Origin of the sequence: Catenulispora pinisilvae (genome assembly GCF_015356865.1) — a bacterium.
Classification (GTDB): domain Bacteria; phylum Actinomycetota; class Actinomycetes; order Streptomycetales; family Catenulisporaceae; genus Catenulispora; species Catenulispora pinisilvae.
In genome coordinates this window covers 1-21,072 of sequence record NZ_JAAFZA010000116.1, presented here as the reverse complement: position 1 = coordinate 21,072, position 21,072 = coordinate 1, and the positions used below count along the sequence as shown (strand labels likewise).

General features: G+C 69.7%; 24 protein-coding genes. 17 read left to right on the top strand and 7 right to left on the bottom strand.

Features of this window, described 5'->3' with window-relative positions:
* Nucleotides 1-62: 62 nt before the first annotated feature.
* From IZR01_RS28025 to IZR01_RS54420, 4 genes are all read left to right on the top strand, one after another.
* Entirely contained in the window at nt 63-365 is a 303-nt protein-coding gene (locus IZR01_RS28025; protein WP_194925597.1) for a hypothetical protein, read from the top strand.
* The gene (locus tag IZR01_RS28020) at nt 355-624 is read left to right on the top strand and encodes a hypothetical protein (RefSeq protein WP_194925596.1); all 270 of its coding nucleotides are present in this window, start codon (nt 355-357) and stop codon (nt 622-624) included. Before IZR01_RS28025 ends, IZR01_RS28020 begins: the two co-directional genes overlap by 11 nt.
* Nucleotides 625-1,021: 397 nt before the next feature.
* A complete protein-coding gene (locus tag IZR01_RS28015) occupies nt 1,022-1,261 on the top strand; it encodes a hypothetical protein (RefSeq protein WP_194925595.1) in 240 nt (79 codons plus the stop codon).
* The gene (locus tag IZR01_RS54420) at nt 1,198-1,959 is read left to right on the top strand and encodes a helix-turn-helix domain-containing protein (protein WP_369125500.1); all 762 of its coding nucleotides are present in this window, start codon (nt 1,198-1,200) and stop codon (nt 1,957-1,959) included. The genes IZR01_RS28015 and IZR01_RS54420 overlap by 64 nt, the downstream gene beginning before the upstream one ends.
* 565 nt (nt 1,960-2,524) lie before the next feature.
* Here IZR01_RS54420 and IZR01_RS28005 read toward each other — a convergent pair.
* Complete coding sequence (locus IZR01_RS28005) at nt 2,525-2,803, bottom strand: hypothetical protein (protein WP_194925593.1); 279 nt, start codon at nt 2,801-2,803, stop codon at nt 2,525-2,527.
* A 575-nt stretch (nt 2,804-3,378) separates the two neighbouring features.
* Between IZR01_RS28005 and IZR01_RS28000 the strand changes: the two genes are divergently transcribed.
* The gene (locus IZR01_RS28000) at nt 3,379-4,878 is read left to right on the top strand and encodes a replication initiator (protein ID WP_194925592.1); all 1,500 of its coding nucleotides are present in this window, start codon (nt 3,379-3,381) and stop codon (nt 4,876-4,878) included.
* Between the two features lie 489 nt (nt 4,879-5,367).
* Here IZR01_RS28000 and IZR01_RS27995 read toward each other — a convergent pair whose 3' ends face one another.
* Together IZR01_RS27995 and IZR01_RS27990 are read right to left on the bottom strand one after the other, a co-directional pair.
* Nucleotides 5,368-6,816 (bottom strand): recombinase family protein, encoded by a 1,449-nt coding sequence (locus IZR01_RS27995; RefSeq protein WP_194925591.1) that lies wholly within the window; start codon nt 6,814-6,816, stop codon nt 5,368-5,370.
* A 4-nt stretch (nt 6,817-6,820) separates the two neighbouring features.
* Nucleotides 6,821-7,288: a SigE family RNA polymerase sigma factor gene (locus tag IZR01_RS27990; RefSeq protein ID WP_194925590.1), complete on the bottom strand. Its 468-nt coding sequence runs from the start codon at nt 7,286-7,288 to the stop codon at nt 6,821-6,823.
* A gap of 342 nt (nt 7,289-7,630) precedes the next feature.
* Here IZR01_RS27990 and IZR01_RS27985 point away from each other — a divergent pair, with 342 nt between their 5' ends.
* Nucleotides 7,631-7,882, top strand: coding sequence for a hypothetical protein (locus IZR01_RS27985; RefSeq protein WP_194897658.1), 252 nt, complete (start codon nt 7,631-7,633; stop codon nt 7,880-7,882).
* A gap of 19 nt (nt 7,883-7,901) precedes the next feature.
* On the opposite strand, the gene IZR01_RS27980 is transcribed toward IZR01_RS27985, so the two are convergent.
* Nucleotides 7,902-8,726, bottom strand: a complete 825-nt coding sequence (locus tag IZR01_RS27980; protein ID WP_194897659.1) for a MerR family transcriptional regulator — start codon at nt 8,724-8,726, stop codon at nt 7,902-7,904.
* 90 nt (nt 8,727-8,816) lie between these two features.
* Here IZR01_RS27980 and IZR01_RS27975 point away from each other — a divergent pair, with 90 nt between their 5' ends.
* From IZR01_RS27975 to IZR01_RS27965, 3 genes are all read left to right on the top strand, one after another.
* Nucleotides 8,817-9,212, top strand: coding sequence for a hypothetical protein (locus IZR01_RS27975; RefSeq protein WP_194897660.1), 396 nt, complete (start codon nt 8,817-8,819; stop codon nt 9,210-9,212).
* A gap of 74 nt (nt 9,213-9,286) precedes the next feature.
* Nucleotides 9,287-10,546: a glutamate-5-semialdehyde dehydrogenase gene (locus IZR01_RS27970; protein WP_194925589.1), complete on the top strand. Its 1,260-nt coding sequence runs from the start codon at nt 9,287-9,289 to the stop codon at nt 10,544-10,546.
* A gap of 126 nt (nt 10,547-10,672) precedes the next feature.
* Nucleotides 10,673-11,239 (top strand): hypothetical protein, encoded by a 567-nt coding sequence (locus IZR01_RS27965; protein WP_194925588.1) that lies wholly within the window; start codon nt 10,673-10,675, stop codon nt 11,237-11,239.
* Nucleotides 11,240-11,343: 104 nt separating this feature from the next.
* On the opposite strand, the gene IZR01_RS27960 is transcribed toward IZR01_RS27965, so the two are convergent.
* Nucleotides 11,344-12,423, bottom strand: a complete 1,080-nt coding sequence (locus IZR01_RS27960) for a M48 family metallopeptidase (RefSeq protein WP_194925587.1) — start codon at nt 12,421-12,423, stop codon at nt 11,344-11,346.
* Between the two features lie 152 nt (nt 12,424-12,575).
* Here IZR01_RS27960 and IZR01_RS27955 point away from each other — a divergent pair, with 152 nt between their 5' ends.
* From IZR01_RS27955 to IZR01_RS53510, 8 genes are all read left to right on the top strand, one after another.
* The gene (locus tag IZR01_RS27955) at nt 12,576-12,749 is read left to right on the top strand and encodes a hypothetical protein (RefSeq protein ID WP_194897664.1); all 174 of its coding nucleotides are present in this window, start codon (nt 12,576-12,578) and stop codon (nt 12,747-12,749) included.
* A 77-nt stretch (nt 12,750-12,826) separates the two neighbouring features.
* The gene (locus IZR01_RS27950) at nt 12,827-12,994 is read left to right on the top strand and encodes a hypothetical protein (RefSeq protein WP_194897670.1); all 168 of its coding nucleotides are present in this window, start codon (nt 12,827-12,829) and stop codon (nt 12,992-12,994) included.
* A gap of 38 nt (nt 12,995-13,032) precedes the next feature.
* The gene (gene nadD / locus IZR01_RS27945; RefSeq protein ID WP_194897665.1) at nt 13,033-13,692 is read left to right on the top strand and encodes a nicotinate-nucleotide adenylyltransferase; all 660 of its coding nucleotides are present in this window, start codon (nt 13,033-13,035) and stop codon (nt 13,690-13,692) included.
* Nucleotides 13,693-13,853: 161 nt separating this feature from the next.
* Nucleotides 13,854-15,935, top strand: coding sequence for an LCP family protein (locus IZR01_RS27940; RefSeq protein WP_194925586.1), 2,082 nt, complete (start codon nt 13,854-13,856; stop codon nt 15,933-15,935).
* Between the two features lie 80 nt (nt 15,936-16,015).
* Complete coding sequence (gene rsfS, locus IZR01_RS27935; RefSeq protein WP_194925585.1) at nt 16,016-16,558, top strand: ribosome silencing factor; 543 nt, start codon at nt 16,016-16,018, stop codon at nt 16,556-16,558.
* 89 nt (nt 16,559-16,647) lie between these two features.
* The gene (locus IZR01_RS27930) at nt 16,648-17,304 is read left to right on the top strand and encodes a histidine phosphatase family protein (RefSeq protein ID WP_194925604.1); all 657 of its coding nucleotides are present in this window, start codon (nt 16,648-16,650) and stop codon (nt 17,302-17,304) included.
* Nucleotides 17,305-17,459: 155 nt separating this feature from the next.
* Entirely contained in the window at nt 17,460-17,888 is a 429-nt protein-coding gene (locus tag IZR01_RS27925) for a GNAT family N-acetyltransferase (RefSeq protein WP_194925584.1), read from the top strand.
* 103 nt (nt 17,889-17,991) lie between these two features.
* On the top strand, nt 17,992-19,353 hold the full coding sequence (locus IZR01_RS53510) for a cytochrome P450 (protein WP_194925583.1): 1,362 nt from the start codon (nt 17,992-17,994) through the stop codon (nt 19,351-19,353).
* 94 nt (nt 19,354-19,447) lie between these two features.
* Here the strand turns inward: IZR01_RS53510 and IZR01_RS27915 are convergent, their stop codons facing one another.
* Both IZR01_RS27915 and IZR01_RS27910 read right to left on the bottom strand, forming a co-directional pair.
* The gene (locus IZR01_RS27915; RefSeq protein ID WP_323746024.1) at nt 19,448-19,918 is read right to left on the bottom strand and encodes an NUDIX hydrolase; all 471 of its coding nucleotides are present in this window, start codon (nt 19,916-19,918) and stop codon (nt 19,448-19,450) included.
* 68 nt (nt 19,919-19,986) lie between these two features.
* The coding region (locus tag IZR01_RS27910; protein ID WP_194925582.1) for a phosphotransferase family protein at nt 19,987-21,072 on the bottom strand (1,086 nt) is incomplete at its 5' end.

Sequence of the window (21,072 nt, the reverse complement as noted above, 5' to 3'; positions counted from 1 at the left end):
AACGTACACGGCGGGCTCGGTCAGCCGATGCGCTGCCGGATCGTTCGGATCTTCCACCGGATGTGGCTGAGTTCATGCGGTCATTTGATGTGCGGGGATTCCGGTTCGACGCTGAGCCTGTGGGAGATGGCTCGTGGCGTCTGGTGGATGCGGCCGGGAATCCGCTGCTGGGTTTCGGGTTCGGTTCTGACGCCACCTCGCGTACGGCGCCCGAGGGCGGCTGCATGGACCTGATCGGGCTGTGGGCTGATCCGGAATACCAGCGTCAGCGGGTCTGGGGCCTGGTGGATGTGTACGGCCGTCCGTTGCATCCGGAGGCCAGGGACTTCTTTTCGGAGTATCACGGTGGAAACCATGAGCACTGAAGACATCGGCCAGGTTGCGCGGTATGTGCCCGGCGATGTGGTGCGGGTTCGCAGGGAGCCCTCGTTGAGCGTCGTGGTTTTGCCGACGCATCGAGCGTGTGAGGCGTCGCAGAACGCGCCGGATTTGGGGTTGCTGTGTTGCGTGCCAATCGCGCTGGTCCGGACCCCTGTCGGCGATGAGCCGTTGCGGTGGGTGGAGATCTCGGATCTGACTCACGCCAGCGGATCCGGCGCTGAAGAGTCCCCTGTGCCGCCGTAGTGCGGGGGGTGGTGCTTGCGGGTGAGGTGACTCGGCCTTGATGGCTGTCGCCCGCGAGGCGGTTGCGTGCGGCTTCGAGGGGCCTTGGGTTTCTCGTCAGAGTCGGTCGTGCGTGGCCGTGGCGGGGAGTAGGGCCAGGCCGTGGTGCGCTCGGCGGTCCCCCCACCTGCTTCCCGCTCAAGAAAGTAAGCCGGACCGCCCTGATCCTTGGCAGGCGGGGCGGTCCGGCGGGGTGATCAACCCCGGTGCCGATGGTACCGGGGTGCACCGACATGTGAGCATCCTGATTCCTCGGCGCGGGTCGCGTTGGTCCGAGTCGGGAGGGTGTTTGGACGTGGTAGCCGGTGACTGGTCAGCGCATCCGGATTTCTGGGTGTGCAGGCCGGGGGTGAATTACGTGGTCGCTTATGCGCGTGCTCGCTGGTTGGCGTCGCTGCTGGTCAGGTTGGCCGGTGGTGAGGCGGCGTCTGAGGATCTGCGGTCGGCGGCGGAGTTGTACGGCCCGGCCTGGGCGGTGTGCGCGGACGGGACGGCGATTGCGTGGATCGGGCCTGATCCGGATGACGCGGAGTTGTGGGCACAGCTCGGACCGGACGAGCCGGTGCCGTTGGACCTCGGCGACCTTGCGGTGGCTTAAGCACGGTAGGTGTGAACGCAACCCGCTGTGAAGGTGAGGCGGCTGGGGCGGGTTTGGCCGGCGGGTGGCTGGCGTGGTTTCGCACGGTTGGCGTGTGCGGGCCGTCCGCCTGCCGGTTCTGCCTGGTGACCGCAGGGTGTCAATGCTGGCGGTACTCGCGAAGAATTGGGAGGGTATGCAGTTTGTTGTGTGTGGATGAGGCGCGGGTTGGCCACGAGTTGGCTTGGCTGGTCGGTGTGTTGAAGGCGGCTCGGCGTGAATGTGGTGATCTGCCGCAGCGGCGGTTGGCTGTGTTGCTGGGTGTGTCGGTGACGACGGTGCAGGATTGGGAGCGGGGCGAGGAGTATCCCAGGTTGGCGTATCTGATCGCTTGGGCGCGTGTGTTTGGTTTGGGAGTGGTCATCGTTGATGGGTGTGGGGAGTGGGTGCGTGTGCTGGTGGTTCGGGAGCCGGGGGAAGGTCGGGATGTGTTCGAGGTGCGGCGTTTGGTGGTGACGTTGCGGTGGCTGCGTGAGTGTCGCATGTCGTGGCGTAGTCAGGCTGAGGTGGCGCGGGCTGCTGGTGTCAGCCGGGCGTCGTTGGTCAATTGGGAGGGCGGGGCGTGGTCGCCCCACGGGACGGGGTTCATGCGGTGGGTTCTGGCGTTGGGGTGTCGTGTCGAGCTGCGGCCGGTGCCTGGCGGGGAGTTGGTGACCTGACAGTGGCCGGTTCGCATCTGGTGTCCTGGCTGTGTTCGTGTCGTGACCGTTGACACCCGGTTGGGCCGGTTTGGTGCGGGGCGGAGACAGGTGCGGCGGAGCGGTCCAGCGGGGCGACGGTCGCCGCGGATGCGGTATTGGCTGTGTGGGCCTGCGCTGCGCAGCTGTCGCACGGGGGGTGATCGTGAACTGGTTCTGCTCTGGGCTGATTGTTTCCCCAGCGCGCGGGCCGGGACGGACCGCGTCGCGCGGACCGGCCGGAGGCCGCATGCCGCGCGGGCGCGAGGACGGCGCGGGCTGCGCGCGGCGGCCGAAGGCCGCCCTTGATCTATGTAAGGGAAGGTTAAGTCACGCCTTCAAGGCATCCAGATCGCCGCCATCAACGACTGGCCATGAGACGCGACCCGAAAGCACCGACTACGACGTTGGTACGGGCGCAAGCGACGGAAACTCCCGGTGTCCGCCACCCGATCGCCCGTCTGTGCAGCACCGGGATTGCAGCCAACGCCCATAGTACGAGCCCTACAGCCCAACCCGAACGACTTTTCAAACGCGCCCAGGGCGTCTACCTGATCGGGTAGGCGAGCTGCACGCCTTCGGTGCTGGTGCGCTGGGTCTCGGCGTAGATGGTGCGGCGCTTGACGGTAGCGACGCGGATGGTCTCGAAGATCGGGACGGCGTCTGACAGGTCCAGGGCTGACCGTTCGTCCGGGTTGGGCATACGGGCGCGGACGTATTCGGTCGTGGATGCCTTGCCGTGTCGTTTGATCTGCATCGCCAGGAGCGTCGCCGGGTCGGCGTCGGAGTCGGGGGCGTATCCGTCCGTTGCGTCGATCGGGATCAAGGCGCGGATCAGGGTCTTGCGGCCGGTTCCCTCTTCGATTGCCGGGGCGTCGACGATGAACAGGGGTTCGTCCTCGGGGATGTTGAGGAGGGCGGCCAGGGACGGGTCAGTCTTGAGTCAGTAAAGATATTCCCCAGGACCCCTCTCACCTGTCTCGTATCTGGCTCTGGGCGGTGTTGCCAAAGACGTGACGTGACGTGCGGGACTTGTGCCCTGAGCCCTTCGCAAGGTACGGTAGAAAGCTGCTCTGAATCAAGGTTCTGTGATACACTCGGTGGGTCAGGACAGGTGGCGTCGGCTGCCGGATCTGGCGGGGACACCAGCAGGCATCCCAAACGTTTCCCTCATCTCGGGACGTGAACCCTTCTTCTCGCGGCATACCTTTCCTGCGGCCGGTGTGGCAGCCGGTGCCGGGGCGGCGATCCAGTCGTTCCGGGGTTTCGAAGCCTTCCTGATTCTTCGCCGCGCACTCTCTGAATCCTCCTGAGCGCTTTTTCTCTTCTGTCGCGGTGTCTCCCGTGGCGTCTTTGCCGTGGCGGTTTGTGTGCCCGGATAGGGCGCTGATGGTCCGGTGCATGGTCGGTGCGCTGAATCTTCAGGGAGTGGAAGTGTTTCAGGTCTCGGGGGCTGGGTCTGCCATGTCGGTGGGTCCGGCTGAATCGCCGTTCGCGTGGCTGCCGCCGGGTGAGCGGGAACTGATGGAACTGTTGGCGAATCCGGAGTTTGCGCAGATCGATGCGCAGATCCGGGCGGTGGGTGCGTGTGAGAACCCGGTCCGGTTGTCGGGTGAGACGGTGAAGACCGAGGCTGGCACCGGGCGTGTGGTGGATGTGTTCTCCTCGGTGGATGCGCCGGGTGGGGCGATCGTGGTGCGGTGTATGAATCGTCGGCGGTCGCGGTGCCGGTCGTGTTCGGCGCTGTATCAGGCCGATGCGTTCCATCTGGTGCGGGCGGGGTTCGTCGGCGGCAAAGGCGTTCCCGAAACCGTCCAGGATCATCCGATGGTGTTCGCGACGTTGACCGCGCCGTCGTTCGGTCCGGTGCATCGCAAGCCTGATCCGTCCCGGCCGAACGATCGGTGTCGTCCGCGTCGTGATGATCCGTGCTGTGTGCATGGCCGGCCTATGGGCTGCGGTGCGCGGCACGCCCCCGGTGATGTGGTGGTCGGGCAGCCGATGTGTGCGGCCTGCTACGACCATGCCGGGCATGTGCTGTTCAACGCGTTGGCCACGAAACTGTGGAACGGGTTCGGTGAGGCACTGTATCGGCGGCTGGTCCGGGTCGGCGGGGTGCGCAACAACCAGATCCGCAAGCTGCTGCGGGTGGAGTACGTTCGCGCGATGGAGTATCAGGCGCGTGGCCTGGTGCACTTCCACGTCGGGCTGCGTCTGGACGGCCCGGAAGATCGTGAAGCGCCTCCGTCGTGGGCGACTTCGGAGGTGCTGGCTTCGGCGGTGGTGTCGGCGGCGTCGGCGGTGTCGGTGTCGGCTCCGGAATCAGCCGGGTTCGGGTCGCATGTGCTGCGGTTCGGGTCGCAGTTGGATGCGCGGCCGATCGTGTTGGATGCGGACCGGGGGTTTCCGGCGGAGCGGGCGGCGGGGTATTTCGCGAAGTATGTGACCAAGGGTACTGAGGACGCGCACGGGGTGGATGTGCCGATCACGCATCGGTCGCAGATCAATCTGTGGGCGCGGACCCCGCATGTGGCGGCGACGATGCACACGGCGTGGACGCTGGACCAGCAGCGGGAGTTCGCGGGTTTGGGTCTGGGCCGGTGGTGTCACATGCTCGGGTTCGGCGGTCATGTGCTGTCATCGACTCGACGGTTTTCGGTGGGCATGGGTGTGCTGCGTCAGATGCGGGCGGATCACCAGGCTGAGGCGGCGGCGGCTGGTGAGCCGGTCGTGCAGGTGGAGACGGTTACCGAGCGGCAGTGGCGGTATGCCGGGCGGGGCTGGCAGACCGAAGCGATCAGCGACTACGCGCAAGGAGTCTACGAAGACAGGTTGGAGGCTCAGGCGCTGGCTCGTGAGGCTGCTGCGCTGGAGAGCATGCGCGGGGGTGAGGCGGCATGACTGGTGAGCCGAAGCCTCGCCACCATGTGGTTCCGGGCGGTCCTACCGATCGGGATTTTCATCTGGCCCGTGTGTGTTCGCAGTTCCCGAAGAAGATCAGTGTGGAGTCGGTGCGGCGCCTGGCCCGATTGTTTGAGGTTGAGGATCGCGCCGAGTAGGTGGTGATGGTGTGTGGGGCCGGATTCGTGAAAGCGGGTCCGGTCCTTCGCCGTGTCTGGGCCGGTGTCGGCGGTGCGAAGGTGGTGAGTGGCAGAGTACTCCGCTTAAGAGGCTGCGCCGTAGGCGTCAATTCACCTCAACGTCCTGTGCTGGGTCGCCGGGTGAAGGCTGCCACGTGTGGAGTGGTGCGGCCCGGGTGGGTGGGTGGGGTGCGGCTCCGCCGGCCAACCCCTAAACGATCATGGTCGGGCTTGGTGAGTGACCGGTCCGGTAGCGTGGTGTGGGGCCAGGCTCCTTGACTGAGTCTGGCCCCTTGATCGCGTTCGTTGATTAGTGCAGCTGCGGCGGATCGATATCGACGCGGCCGAAATCGACCACGCCGCGCACGCTGGACGCCTTGATCCGTACGGCGGGGAACAGGAACCGTAGGGCGGCGGCCTGGCGGTCCTCGGTGAGGCCGTCGAACGATTCGGCGGCGCCTTCCCCGATGACGATGCCTTCCAGCGCGGTCAGTGGCCGGATAACGGTGGCCTTGTTGCGCGCGGCCATCCGGGCCTTGATCTTCGCCTGCATCTCGCGCATTTCAGCGGTAGTGATCTCTTTCGCGTCCCACATTTCTCGGATCTCGGCCAGCTTCACCTTGTCGTCTGCCTCGGCCTGCTCGGCGTCTACCGGGTCCATCGTCACCGACGGGGCCACCAGGTCCGATGGCGACAGCGACGTCAGGAAGTCTTTGGCCGCGTCCTTGACGAACTCTTCCAGTTCCACAGCCTTGATCTTGCGGGTGCACGCCTCGGGCATCGAGCTGGTCTTACGCGTGCACCGGTAGTAGGGGACCCCGCGAACCCCGCCCACCTTCTCCCCGACCATGGACCGGGTGCAGTTGGTGCAGATCACCAACCCGGTCAGCAGGTACTTGCGGAAGCTGCGGCGGGCATCGGCGTAGTCGGCCGATCGCTGCTGGCGCAGACGGTGCACCTCCTCCCACTCCCCGACGGACACGATCGCGGGCCAGGCACCGGTGCGGTAGTCGCCGTTCGCATCCTTCTGCACCTCGCCCTGGAAGGTGATCAGCCCGGCGTGCTTGGGCAGATCCAGGGTTGCCCGAACCCGCCCCACAGTCCACAGTCCGCCACCGGCTGAGGGAACCTGGCGCTTGTGGAGATCCTGGAAGATCGCCCAAATCGCATCACCGTCCAGGAACCGGCGGAAGATCTCCTGAACGATCTCCTTCTCCTCCGGCACGATCGCAGTGGAGTCCTTGGTGTAGCCGTAGGTCCGACGTCCCCCGTGCGCCTTCCCGGCCGCCAAAGCGTCCTCCTGCGCTGACTTCACCCGGCGGGAGGTGTCATCGGAGGACTTGCACGCGTGCGCCACCTCAATCCGCAGAAAGAACCGGTCATCGGCGTTGGACAGGTCACGCCGGTTGGCCTGCCCGTGCAGGATCACGTTGCGTTCCTCGGCCTTGATCAGCAACTGCTCAAGATCGGGAGGCTGACGCATCAGCCGGTCGGGGTGGTAGGCCAGCACGTGACGGAACGCCCCTGCGTCCATCGCCTCAAGCATCTTGTCCCACCCCGGCCGCTTGCGGTTGCGCTGCCACGCCGACCGCGACGGATCGATGAACACATGCTCCGGCGACACCCGCAGACCGTACCGCGCGGCCATGTCCCGGCAGATCCGCTCCTGGCGCTCCACCCCGGTTTGGTCGTCGTCCTTGATGTGCGAGATCCGGCAGTAGATCGCTGCCGACTCGCCCTCGAACTCTGATTTACCCATGGCTCTATTGTCCCACTGTCATGGTGGGCAAACAACCTTTGAGCGTGCCCGTGGAGCACCCCAGTACCTCGGCTGCTTCTTCGACCGACAGGTCGCAGTAGTAGCGCAGCACCACGGTCGCGCGCTGTCGCGGCGCCAACTTCGCCAGGGCGCCGCGCAGATCGAGGGAGGCGTCGGCGTCGAGTGTCGGCGCCTCCCGCTCGATCGTGCCGCGGTGCAGGAAGGTGAACCGGGACCAGGCGGACTGTCTTTCATTGAGGTAGGCGTTGACCAGGATCCGCCGCGCGTAGGCGTCGATGTTCTCGACGCGCGAGACGCGGTTCCAGTGCCGGTACAGCCGCACGGCCGCGGTCTGGGCGAGGTCGTCGGCCCGGTGCCAGTCCCCGCAGAGCAGATAGCCGACCCGGGTCAACCATCCTGATCGTGCTCTGAGGTACTCGGTGAACTCCGCGTCACGTTCGGATATCGCCATCGGCCCGCCCCTCGTTGCGTGGTCCGCCGACGGTACAGGCGGCTCGGGTGGCGGCGGGACCCGGTGGCCCCGCTCGCTGACACCCACCTGACCGGGACGGCCCGGGGATCGGTTGCATGCGGTGGCGGAGATTTCTCGCCGGGCTCGCCCCCCCGACCCGGAACACCGGCCGGCACGGAACACCGGCCGGCACGGCTCCGTCCGGCACTGTGTCAGGCCTCTAACAGGTGTACGGACTTGTACGGATTCCGTGGTCCCGCAGCCGTGGCCTCCTAGGCTCGGTTGCGCGGCCAGGATCCATCCAGGCCCGCGGGAACAGCTCAGCAGACGAGGAGTATGTCAATGCGCAGACATCGGACCGTCAAAGCCACCCTGGTGGTCGCCGCTATCGCGGCGGCCGTAGCGGTGCCGGTCGGCACCGCCAGTGCCGCCGCCGTCAGGCCGATGGTTCACACCTCGGTCGACGAGGGCGCCTTCCCCAGCCTCTCGGTATGCAACTCCAACGGGGGGGCCTATCTCGCCCAGGGCGCGGACTCGTACAACTGCCTTTCGAACGGCAATGGGACGTACGAACTGTGGACGTACTGGTCCTAGCCGCAGACCCCGGCCGGCCTCAGCTCCCGACCCGGAACACCGGCCAGCACACTTCCGTGCGCCACCGCGCCACGTCCGCGGTGTCCCGCTGTCCGACGAGGAAGTACTCCCGGATCGGGCCCTGCACCGCTAGGGCGTGGCGCTCGACATAGGTGGCGAGCGCGCCGTAGGCCCGGTCGGACTCGATCGGCGGACCGGCGTGGTCGATGACCGCCATCTCGGCGGCCGGTACGGTCGCGGGCCGCACCCGGCCCAGCGACCGGACCGGTCCGTCGCAGGGGACGAAGATGGTCACCTCGCCGTGGTGCGCGGTGAACACCTCGTCGGTGAACAGGCCGCCGGCCGGCCCGGTCTGCGCCAGGCCCTGCCCGGCGACGGTCGCGTACAACTCGCCCAGCGCGCCCTGCGTCCAGGCCGCGCCGTCCGCCACCGCGACCTTGTCGGTGATCGCCGCGGCCTGTACCGCCGGCACGTCCCGCAGCGAGATGTCCGGCGCCGCCGTGGCCGGTCCGGTGGTGAGCAGGTCGCGCAGCGAGGCCACGGCGCGCTGGGTGCGCCCCAGCTCCTCCTCCAGCCGGTTCAGGTGCGCGCCGATGTGCTGGTTCCGGGTGTCGACGTCGGGGGCGTCCATCACCGTCCGGATCTCCTCCAGCGGCATCCCCAGCTCCCGGAACCGGCGGATCACCTGCGCGGCCGGGATCTGGGCCGTGGTGTAGCGCCGGTAGCCGGTGGCCGGATCGATGTCCGCCGGCTCCAGCAGGCCCACGTCGTGGTAGTGCCGCAACGTCTTCACGGTCAGGTGCGTCGCGCGCGAGAAATCGCCGATGGTGAGGAACATTCCCATGACTCGATTGTGAAGCCTCCCGCTACGGGAGAGTCTTGCCGTACCGGCGCCCTTGACCCTCCGGTGACCGGCGGGCCGAAAGTCATGGCCATGACGAACAACACCGGAAACCAGATCATCATCGACCGCTACCTCGCCGTCTGGAGCGTCGCCGACCCGGCCGACCGCGCCAAGGCCGTCGCGGAGCTGTGGAGCGACCACGGAATCGAGTACGTCGACGGCACGCAGTTCGTCGGCCAGGCCGCGCTCGTCGACCGGGTCGCCGAAGCGTACGAGGCCTTCGTCGCCAGCGGCTTGTACACCCTGGCCGGAGGCGAGGACGCCACCACCCACGGCGACATCGTCGTCCTCACCATCGGCCTGGACCACGCCAGGGGTGAAGAGATCGGCGAGACCGCCTGGTCGGCCCGCGTGTTCCTGAAGCTGGACGGCGAGGGCCGGGTCCAGGAGGACTACCAGCTGACGGTGAAGCCGCTCGCGGCGTGACCCGAGCGCCGGCCGGGGCGTCTCGAAAGGCGAAATCCCGCTTCAGACGCCCCCGCCCGGCCTACGCTGGAGTCATGACGGACCTGCAGACCGAAGTCCTGGACGCCGCCCGCCGGGCCAAGAAGGCCGCGGCCGACCTGGCTCAGCGACCGCGCGGCGAGAAGGACGCGGCGCTGCACGCCGTGGCCGACGCGCTCCTCGCCCGCGGTGCGGAGATCGTCGCGGCCAACGCCCGCGACACCGAGCGGGCCCGGGAGGGCGGCTCGCCGGCCGGCTACATCGACCGGCTCACCCTCACCGACGCCCGGGTCGCCGCGATCGCCGACGCCCTGCGCCAGCTCGCCGCGCTGCCCGATCCGATCGGGGAGACCGTGCGCGGGAACGTGCTGCCCAACGGGATCGAGCTGCGGCAGGTCCGGGTGCCGCTCGGCGTGGTCGGGATCGTCTACGAGGCCCGGCCCAACGTCACCGTGGACGCCGCCGGGATCTGTCTGAAGTCCGGCAACGCCGCCCTGCTGCGCGGCTCCAGCTCGGCCAAGGACTCCAACACCGTGCTGGTCGCCGTCATGCGCGACGCGCTGGCCGCCGCCGGGTTCCCGGCCGACGCGGTCCAGCTGGTGCCCGGCGACTCGCACGAGGCCGTCACCCACCTGATGAACGCCCGCGGGCTGGTGGACGTGCTCATCCCGCGCGGCGGGGCCGCGCTGATCCGCTCCGTCGTGGACGACTCGCGGGTGCCGGTGATCGAGACCGGGACCGGCAACTGCCACGTCTACGTCGACGCCGCCGCCGACCTGGACCAGGCGCTGGCCATCCTGATCAACGCCAAGACCCAGCGCTACAGCGTCTGCAACGCCGCCGAGTCGCTGCTGGTGCACGCCGACGTCGCCGAGGCGTTCCTGCCCAAGGCGCTCGCCGCCCTGGCCGAGGCCGGGGTCACCGTGCACGGCGACAAGCGCGTGGCGGCCTTCTCCGCGGCGGTGGTCCCGGCCACCGAGCAGGACTTCGCCGCCGAGTACGAGTCGCTGGACCTGTCGGCGGCCGTCGTGGACTCCCTGGACGCGGCGATCGAGCACGTCAACGCCTACAACACCGGGCACACCGACGTGATCGTCACCCGCGACCTGGTCGCCGCCCGCGCCTTCCAGCTGCGGGTGGACGCGGCCGCGGTCGGGGTGAACGTCTCCACCCGGTTCACCGACGGCGCCGAGTTCGGATTCGGCGCCGAGATCGGCATCTCCACCCAGAAGACCCATGCCCGCGGCCCGATGGGCTTGCCGGAGCTCACCTCGACCAAGTACCTGATGGTCGGCGACGGCCAGATCCGCCGGTGACCGCGGTGGGTGCGGGCGCCGAACCAGGTGTGCGAGCCGCCCGGATCAAGTAGCCTTTCGCCCATCATGTCCGTGTCGCGGCCCGGGGGAGTGGGCCGTGCCTGATCAGGGTGGGAAAGGCCGTCCGTGGCCGAGGACAAGCACCAGATGAACGCCGACGAGCCCGGCGACGCGCCCATACTCTCCGAGCGGGAGTGGGCGGAGTTCGAGCGCTCCTTCACCAAGGAGTCGACCAAGACCGCGACCTTCAAGGAGCCCTCGGCCCGGCAGCGCGAGCTGGGTCAGAAGTGGCGCCGGGCGCATCCGCGGGACACCGGCTGGCGTACCGACGGCACCCCGGCCGACCTCAACGCCGTCCCGGTCCCCGCCGACGACGACGAACACGACCACGGCGGCGGCGTGAGCTACGGCACCGAGCGCCGCCGCCGCTGGCGCCGCAACGTGGCCTGGGTGGTGCTGGCGGCGCTGATCACCTCGGCCGTCATCGGCGTGCCCCGCCTGTTCTCCTCGAAGGGCGGCACCGAGCGCAACCCGAACGTCCCCCCGGCCTCCGGCACCCCCGACGGCTCCGGGACCACTGCCAGCGCGTCGGCCTCGGTCTCCGCGGCCGGGCAGGACGCGGTGCGGTTCTCGGTGGCGGGGCTGGACTATCAGTCGGTGCTGGTGGCCCCGGGGCGCAGCGTCGCGCTCTGATCCGGGCCGCCCGCATCCCGCGCGGCTCCAGTAGCCCGAACTCCGAACAGCGAACGGCCCCGCCTCCCACAGGGATCGGGGCCGCCCACTGAACACCTCGAAACTCAGTCCTCGTCGCCGTCCGCGTCCGGCACGTCGTCCGGACTCCGGTTCGGCCCCCACTTCCGGTACATCGTCTCCCCGATCCGGCTGCCGACCCCGGCCACCTCGTCGGCGAACCCGCGCACCTTCGTCAGCAGCGGGTCGGTGGTCTTCTCGAAGTTCTCCTTGTACTGGTTCGCCGCGGCCTTGGCCTCCTCGCGCACGCTGGCCTGCGGGTCCTCCTCGCGCCGCGGGTAGGTCCCGCCCATGATCCGCTGGTAGTCGCCGGACTCGACCCAGCGGGTCAGCTCCAGGGCGCGGATCGAGGTGTAGGGGTGGGTGCGCTCCCGAAGGCTCATGATCTTCAGGATCGACTCGCGCAGGCCGCCGCCGCCCTCGTGCTCGCGGGCCTGGTCCAGGAACGCGATCGGGTTCATCTCGGCCAGGTGGGAGCCGCCGGCCAGCTTCATCAGGGAGCGCATGGCGGCGTCCAGGTCCTGCTCGACCAGCAGGCCGGCCCGGTCGCAGGACAGCTCGGCCTTGCGGAACCACTCCAGCAGGGCGTTGATGAACATGTCGATGCCCCACTTGCCGATGGGCATCCAGGACAGCTTGGTGGCGAAGTTCGTCAGCCAGAACAGCATCGTGCGGTAGACGGCGTGGCCGGAGAGGACGTGGCCGGCCTCGTGGCCGACGACGAAGCGCATCTCCTCCTCGTCCATCAGCTCGTACAGCCCGGTCGTCAGCACGATCGTCGGGCGCTCCATGCCGATGGTGAAGGCGTTCGGGACCGGGTTCTGGACCACGTACATCTCCGGCATGAAGCCGATGTCCAGCACGTCCACCGCGTCCTGGAGCATCGTCTGAAGCCGCGGGAACTGTAGGTCGCCGACCTTGACCCCGTCGGCCAGCAGCGAGAGCCGGATCTTGCGCTCGTCGATGAAGCCGGACAGCTTGCGCAGCAGCATGTCGAAGCCGTCGATCTTGCGCAGCGCCACCAGCGCGGTGCGGTCCGCGGGATGTTCGTAAGCCCGGGAGCTGATTCCGGGGAACCGCTGGCGGCTCCGCTCCGGCGTGTTCTCAGAACCATCGCGTTCCGGCATACGGGAACCCCCTTGTAGACGTCTCTATAGCTCACAGTAGACCCGGCGCGGCCCTCGTGTGGGCGCTCTAGTGGCCGCCGGTGGAGCTCTCAAAGTAGGGACGCGCGGACCTGCCGGGGAGTTCCCTATAGGCGCGGCGTACTGTGGTCGCCATGCATGCTGTTCACTCGATCTTGATGGGCACCCCGAGCCCGTTCCCCCAGGACAACGCGCCGCACACCGCGGGCTGGCTGCGCTGGTTCATCCTGGGTGCCATCATCCTGGTCGCCCTGCTCGCGTGGGCGTGTCTGCGCGGCTACCGGAACCACGACTCCGAGGGCGAATAGCCCGCGCGGCTGACGGCGTCGGCCAAGCGGGTACCCTGCCGGGATTCCGGTACCCGGCACCCCCTATGCTGACCACCATGTCCGCAATCTCCACCGCCACGCAGGCCGCGCACGTCCTCCTCGCTGAGGGGACGACGCCCGAGAAGACGCACAATGGGATCAACCCGCCGCTCAACGGCGCGATCGTGCTCATCGTCCTGCTGATCCTGCTGTTCGTGACCACCCGTCTGAACAAGGATCGGTAGTCCCACTACAGGTCCCTGACCGGGTAGGGTGGCGCGCCATGACCACTCATCCGACGCCCGAGCCGCAGGCCTCCGGGGCCGCCCGCCGGCGCCGGACGCGGCTGGGCGTGATGGGCGGCACCTTCGACCCCGTGCACCACGGCCACCTGGTCGCGGCCAGCGAGGTCGCGAGTCTGTTCGGGCTCGACGAGGTGGTGTTCGTCCCGACCGGTCAGCCGTGGCAGAAGACCGACCACCGGGTCTCCGCCGCGGAGGACCGGTACCTGATGACCGTGATCGCCACCGCCTCGAATCCCCGGTTCTCCGTGAGCCGGGTCGACATCGACCGCGGCGGGCCCACGTACACCATCGACACCCTGCGCGAGCTGTCGGCCGAACGCGGCCCGGACACCGACCTGTTCTTCATCACCGGCGCCGACGTCCTGGAGCAGATCTTCTCCTGGCAGGACGCCGAGGGCCTGTTCGACCTGGCGCACTTCATCGGCGTCACCCGCCCCGGCCATCAACTGGCCGACCCGGGCCTGCCGCCGGGGAAGGCCTCGCTGGTGGAGGTGCCGGCCATGTCGATCTCCTCCACCGGCTGCCGTGAACGGGTCCGGCACGGGGAGCCGGTCTGGTACCTGGTGCCCGACGGCATCGTTCAGTACATCAACAAGCGGGGGCTGTACCGGGACACCCCTGGGACAGGGACGACATGAGCTGGCCGGGGGAGAACGGTCCGCCCACGAGCGGGGGCTCAGGAGGACGCGGCCGGCGACGGCGCGCCGACAGCCCTCCTGAGGATCCGTATCAGGCCCCACAGGGCCAGGAAGCCTCCGGGAGACACGGCTCAGGGGAGTACGAGCGGCCGGCGGAGTACGTGGCGCAGGCGGAGCAAGAGGCCGCGGCGTACGACCGGTACTCCGGGCAGGCGGATCCGGCCTATTACCAGGGCGGCACGTATCAACAGCAGCCGCAGCCGCAGGACCCGTATTACGGACAGGGTTACGCCCAACCGGAGCAATACCAGTCCCAGGACTCTTACCAGGCTCAGGATCCGTACCAGCCTCAGGATCCGTACCAGGCCCCGGACCCTTACCAGGCGCAGTCGTACGGATACGGGAACACCGGCTATCCCGAGGCCCCCGCGCAGTACCGGAACCTTGATTCCTCGGGCTTCTACCAGCCTACGCAGCAGCCTTCATACCAGGAACCGCAGCAGCCCTCGTACCAGGAACCGCAGCAGCCTTCCTATGAGTACGACCCCTACGGCGGCGGCCAGGCGCAGCAACCGGCGGCCTACGAACCGGTCCCCCAGCAGCCCTCCTATCAGGAGCCGACCGGCTACATAGAGCAAGCCCCGTACGTAGAGCAAGGCCCATACGTAGAGCAAGACCCCTACGCGGAACCAGCCGTTCCGCGAATCTCGGCCTTCCCGACGATGCCGGAGCCGGTCGCGGCCTACGCGCCGGACCCCGAGCCGGCGCCCATGGCTCAGCAGTCGGCGCCCACGCAGCAGCAGTCCTTCGAGCCGGCGGCGCGCGGCGTCACCACGGAGACCGCGGCCGAAGCCGCCGAGTCCGACACCAACACCGGCGAGCCGGAAGCCGAGCTGACCAACTGGCTCCAGTTCGTCGGCGGCGACGACCGCCGCACCGAGCGGGCCCGGCGCCGCCGGATCCGGCTCATCTCGCTGGCGACCGTCGTCGTGCTGTTGGCGGTCGGCGGCGGCCTGTGGTTCGTGCTCAAGGGCGGCGGCGGGACGAAGGCGACGCAGACCACGGTCCTGCTCCAGGTGAAGGACTCCAACGGCAACGCCGTCGGCAACGTCGTGCTGGTCGCCGACAAGAACGAGGTGGCCGGCAAGTCCGATCCGTCGGGCCGGGGCGCGGCGCTGCTGATCCCCTCCGAGCTGAGCGTGGAGTCCGCGGCGCTGGACAGTCAGCCGTTCGGCGGTGCCATGCCCAGCTCCGCGCCGGCCGGTAAGGACGCGCTGACCACGCTGCTCGGGGTGGACGTGGACGGCGTCTGGTCGATGGACGAGCTGACCTTCGCCGCCTTGCTGAACAACCTGATCGGCGTGTCGGTCAACGTGGACCCGGCCTCGGCCGCCGCGGTGGTCGACCCGCAGACCGGCAAGCCACTGTTCCAGGCCGGGACCCAGGACCTGACCGGCGACAAGGCCGCCTTCTACGCGGTCGACCGGCCCAAGGGCGAGCCGGCCTCGGCGCAGCTGGCCCGGTTCGGCCAGGTGGTGCAGGGGATGCTGGCGAAGATCCCGCACACGGCGTCGACCACCGCGGCGGTGCTGAACAGCCTGGCCGCGGTCCCGGACCCGGCGCTGCCGAACGCCAAGCTGGCCGCCATCCTCACCGCGCTCGGCGCCGAGGAGCAGGGCAACCGGTTCGCCGAGCAGTCGCTGCCGGTGCAGGCCAACGGCTCCGGGGTGATGGACCTCGACAAGGCCTCCACGGTGGTCGCGAACCTGCTGAACGGCGCGTCGAAGGCGAAGGACAACGGCGGTCTGACCCGGGTGTCGGTGGCCGACGGCACCGGCCGCTCGGACACCGTCTCCAGCCGCGCGATGGCCGAGTCCAAGCTGGTCGGCGGCGGCTACACCCCGCTGGACCAGGGCGTGACGCAGCAGACGCCGACCACGTACGTGACGGTGCCGAACCAGGGCGCGATGTCGCTCGGCCACCAGGTGGCCCTGGCGCTGGGGCTGCCGGACAGCGCGGTGCGGGTGACGCCGTTCGACACCACGCTCACCGACGCCCGGGTGGTGCTCGGGACGGACTGGACGCAGATCGGGCAGGTCCCGGCGGACCAGCCGACCGGCGCGACGGCGCCGACCACGTCGGGGTCGGGGAACCCGTCGGGGCCGGGGACGGACGGCGGGACCGGGACCGACTCCGGTACCGCGTCGGGGCCGACGTCGGGCTCGGCCCCGTCCGGCGGCTGACCGGTTAACCGCGCACCCCGCCCCGGCGCGCATGAGATCCTGGTAACCGCCCAGCAAGTGACCACGAACGGAAGAACTCCATGACCGCAACCGACCGTGCCCGGGAGCTCGCCATCGCGGCGGCCCAGGCGGCGTCCGACAAGGTGGCCGACGACATCGTCGCGTACGACGTCAGCGACGTGTTCGTGATCACCGACGCCTTCGTCCTGGCCTCCGCCAACAGCGACCGCCAGGTGCGCGCGATCGTCGACGGCATCGAGGAGCGACTGCTGGAGATCGGCGCGAAGCCGGCCCGGCGCGAGGGCGAGCAGGAGGGCCGATGGGTCCTGCTGGACTACATCGACATCGTGGTACACGTGCAGCACGCCGAGGAGCGGACGTACTACTCGCTGGAGCGGCTGTGGAAGGACTGCCCGCTGATCGAGCTGCCGGACTCGGTGACCAACGGCCGCAGCGAGCGGCCGGCCGGCGCCGAGACGGTCGCCGGCGGGGGGCCCTTGGCCGCGGCGCAGGGCGATGGTCTTGAAGACGCCGCTTTCGAGGACGACGACTTCCAGGACGAGGACTTCGAGGACGAGGACCTCCAGGACGACGCCGAGCCGGCCGGCGGTCCGGGCGCGTGAGCGGGAACCAGGACGGAGGCATAGGGGCCGGCGCCGCGCCGTCGCCGGCCGCCCAGCTGCGCGACTACGAGCCCACCGAGGCCGCCGCACTGGACCGCGCCACGCAGGTCAACGGCGCCCGCAACGTCGTGCTCTGGCGCCACGGCCGCACCGCCTGGAACCTGGAGCGCCGCTTCCAGGGCCAGACCGACATCCCGCTGGACGAGGTCGGCCTGGCGCAGGCCGAACGCGCCGCCCGGGTGCTGGCGGGCCTGCGCCCGAGCGTCATCATCGCCTCCGACCTGATCCGCGCCACCCGCACCGCCGAGACCCTGGCCCACCTCACCGACCTGCCGATCACCCTGGATGAAGGCCTGCGCGAGACCTACGCCGGCCGCTGGCAGGGCCTGAACGACGACGAGATCATCGCCCGCTACCCGGAGGAGTTCGAGGCCTTCCGCCACGGCGAGCCGATCCGCCGCGGCGGCGGCGAACTGGAGACCGAGGTCGCCGACCGCGTGGTCCCGGCCATCCTGCGCGGCCTGGAGAAGGTCCCGCCCGGCGGCACCCTGGTCGTCGCCACCCACGGCGGCGCGGCCCGCGTGGCCCTCGGCCGCATGATGGGACTGCCCTACGGGCTGTGGGGCGCCCTCGGCGGCCTGTCGAACTGCTGCTGGTCCATCCTCGGCGAGGCCCGCCGCGGCTGGCGGCTGCTGGAGCACAACGCCGGGACGCTGCTGGAGCCGGTCATCGGGGACGACGAGTAGGCGGTGCTTTGCTGCGCGCCGGCGCCGCGCAGAGGTCGTGAGCCTGCGCGGGCGGGCTGCGGCAGGCCTCGGCGGTCGGAGACTGGCGGGAGCGAGCCGTCCGGATAGCAGGCAGGGGCAGCGTCACCATCCAGCTCGCACCTAGCCTCATCCCCATGCCGGCTCCCGAACTCCGCCCCGCCACCGCCGCCGACCTCCCCGCAGTCCTCGCCTTCTGGCGCCTGGCCGCCGAGGACGCACACCGCCCCGCCGACAGCGCCGCCGCCCTCGAAGCCCTGCTGGCCCGCGACCCCGAGGCGCTGCTCCTCGCCGTCGATCCGGCCACCGCCGAGCTGGTCGGCACGGTGATCGCCGGGTGGGACGGCTGGCGCTGCCACCTCTACCGCCTCGCCGTCCACCCCGACCGCCGCCGCGCCGGCCTCGGCCGCCTGCTCGTCGACGCGGCCGAGGCCCGGTTCCGCGCCGTCGGCGGCGCCCGCGCCGACGCCATGGTCCTGGACGGCAACGACCTCGCCCACCACGCCTGGCGCGCCGGCGGCTACGCGCCGCAGGCCGAGTGGTCCCGGTGGGTCAAGGCTCTGTGACCTGAGTTCTGCACTCGCCGACACCCCGCTGACACCCCGCCGACCACCTCGCCAACTCCTGGCGCTCTTCCACCCCGCCGCCCTATTGCGGCACGCTGGAACCGTGACGGCCGAGATCTTCCACCCCGCGACCTACACCCGAGCCGTCCCCTACGACCGCTTCGTCGAACTGCGCCGCACCACGCCGGTCTGCTGGATCGAGGAGCCGGCGGTCGGGGCGTGGCCGGCCGGGCCCGGCTACTGGGGTGTGTTCGCCCACGCCGACGTCAAGCGCGTGCTGCGCGACCCCGACACCTTCTCCTCCCACCTCGGCGGCACCCAGATCCGCGACCCGGAGACGTCCGGCGACCTGGACTTCGTCCGCGCGATGATGCTGAACCAGGACCCGCCGGCGCAGGCCCGGCTCCGGCGCATCGTGGCCGCCGCCTTCACCCCGCGCGCGATCCGCCGCCTGGAGGAGATGATCGCCGACCGGGCCCGCGTGCTCGTGGACGCCGTCCTGCCCGCCGGGCACGCCGACTTCGTCGAGGTCGCGGCCGACCTCCCGGTGTGGACCCTGGCCCGCGTCATGGGCGTCCCGGACCAGGACCGCCGGCTGCTCTACGACTGGGCCAACCGGGTGATCGGATATCAGGACACGGACTACGCCGGCCTGAGTACCGCCGACGCCGAGGCGCTGAGCCCGCTCGGCCGCGCGGCGCTCGCCGAACGTCCGGCGTCGATGACCCGCCCCGACGGCCGTCCGCTCAATCCGCGATCGCGGGTCGGCCTGGCCGACATGTACGCGTACGCGCACGGCCTTGCCACAGCCGCAGCCGCTACCGACCCCGCAGCCGCTACCGACCCCGTCGCCACCGACGGCAGCGCCACCACTGACGGCAGCGCCGATGCCGATCGCGACACCGGCATCGTCGGCCGCCTCCTCGCCGAGGGCCTGACCGACGCCGAGTTCGAGAACATGTTCTTCCTCTTCGCCGTCGCCGGAAACGAAACCCTTCGCAACGGCATCCCCGGCGCTCTCCTGACCCTCCTCCAACACCCCGACCAGCTCGAAAGCCTCCGCCGCGACCCCGAGACACTGCTCGGCCCCGCCGTCGACGAACTGCTCCGCTACTGGCCGCCGGTCATGCAGTTCCGCCGCACCGCGACCCGCGACGTCACTCTCGGCGGACGCGACCTCCGCGCCGGCGACAAGGTCGTCGTCTACCACGCCTCGGCGAACCGCGACGAGACCGTCTTCCCCGACCCCGACCGCTTCGATATCACGCGCAGCCCGAACGACCACGTCAGCTTCGGCTTCGGCCCGCACTACTGCCTCGGCGCGCACCTGGCCAAGACCCAGATGCGCGCCATGCTCGGCCAGGTGCTCACCCGGATGCCGCACGTCCGGCCGGCCGGCGACCCGGTCCGCCTGACCTCCAACTTCCAGAACGGACTCAAGCACCTGCCGATCCGCTGGGACTAGCCGCAGTGGCAGGGGCAGCCTTGCCACCAACCTCGCAGCCTGCCTTGTCACCAACCTCGCCGCCAGAGCGTCGTCCCGCATCACCCATCACCCATCACCCCTCCCGCTCCGCGAGCAAAGCCTCCAACCGATCGATGAACGCCGCCTGTGCACTGTTGATCTTCTCCCGCGCCGCCTCCGGTCCGAACCACTCACCGCGGTCCACCTCCGGGTACTCGCGCATCACCCCCGAGCGCGGCGGCCATTCGAGCTCGAACAGGTTGCTCACCAGAGTCGTCACGTCGAAGTCCGCCTCCGCGGCCCAAGCCGTGACCACCTTCCCGCTCTTCTGCCGCACCGACCCGAGCTCCACCAGCCCCGAGGCGTCGATCTCGGCCCCGGTCTCCTCCCGCAACTCACGCACGGCCGCCGCCACCGCGTCCTCGTCGTCGGTGTACTCGCCCTTCGGGATCGACCACCAGCCCGCGTCGCGTTTCGTGAACAGCGGCCCGCCGGGATGCACCAGCAGCACCCGCAGCTTCCCGCCCTCGACCTGGTACATCAGGATGCCGGCGCTCTGCTTCACCGCGGCACCTCCCTGAACACGTTGAGGCTCATTGCCTCAGTCTCGCGCCTGGGCCGAGGTGTGTGCGATCAACGGCGCGGCGAGTAGGGCGGGAACTTGACCGGATCCGTCAGGTCCACATCCGTGTCGGGCCAACGACGGCGCAGCGCCTCGGCGGCGCGCCGGAACCAACCCGCGAGGTGGGGCAGCGCGTGGTGGGCTTCGGCGGTGCGGGCCGTCGCCTCCAGGATCTCCACGAGTTGGAGCCGACTGTCATCGCCCGGCGGACGTTCGTCGAGCATTGCGAACCGTTGCAGCCGGAGCAGCGCCCACGACGCGCAAGCCGCGGCCAGCCCGAACCCGTATCGCCGATCGTCCTGCGCCTCCGGCACTCCCTCGGCCAACGCGTGCCGGTAGCAGTCGGCGAGACCGTTGGCGACCGGGTCGCCGACGGACATCCATCGCGGCCCGGGCACATGCAGGCACACCGCGTCGAGCAGCGCGTGGCCGTAGCCGGCGGCTTCGAAGTCGATCAACCGGGCGTCGGCGGGGCCCGACGGGTGAATCAGGATGTTGTTGGACTCCGCATCCCCGTTGCTCAGCGCGCGGAACGCTCCCGGCGTGCTCAGCTCGTCGAGCCCAGCCGTGAGTTCGGACGCGGCCGACCCGCCGATCGGCGCTTCCAATGCCGAGGCGGCATCGTGCGCACGCTCCCAGAGCCCGGCGAAGCGATCCTGCGCGCCCGAGCTGGGCGAACCTACTGAGCCCGCTGAACCTACTGCGCTACTCCGCGTGCGATACAACTCCTCCCGCCCGGCAGTGCCGGCGCCCAACTCGCCCAACGCGCGCGCGAAGACGGCCAGCCGCTCGTGATGCGCAGCGGCGCCATCGCGGCAGATGAGCAGATCGAGCGCGACGCGGGGCGCAAGGTCCTCCAGCACCAGGAAACCGGCATCCGCATCCTCGGCGATCACCCGCGGCGCGATCGCGAGCCCCAGATTCTCGGACAGAAACCGCAACGCGGCCGCCTCGGTACCCAGTCGCCAACGCTCGCTGCGTGCCCGGTCCACGCCGGTCCGCACCCACTTCACGATCACCGTCAGATCAGCACCGCCCAAATCGCTGCCACCGCCGACGTCGCCGACTCGCCGGCGCTGCCGCCGAGCTCGGCCTGC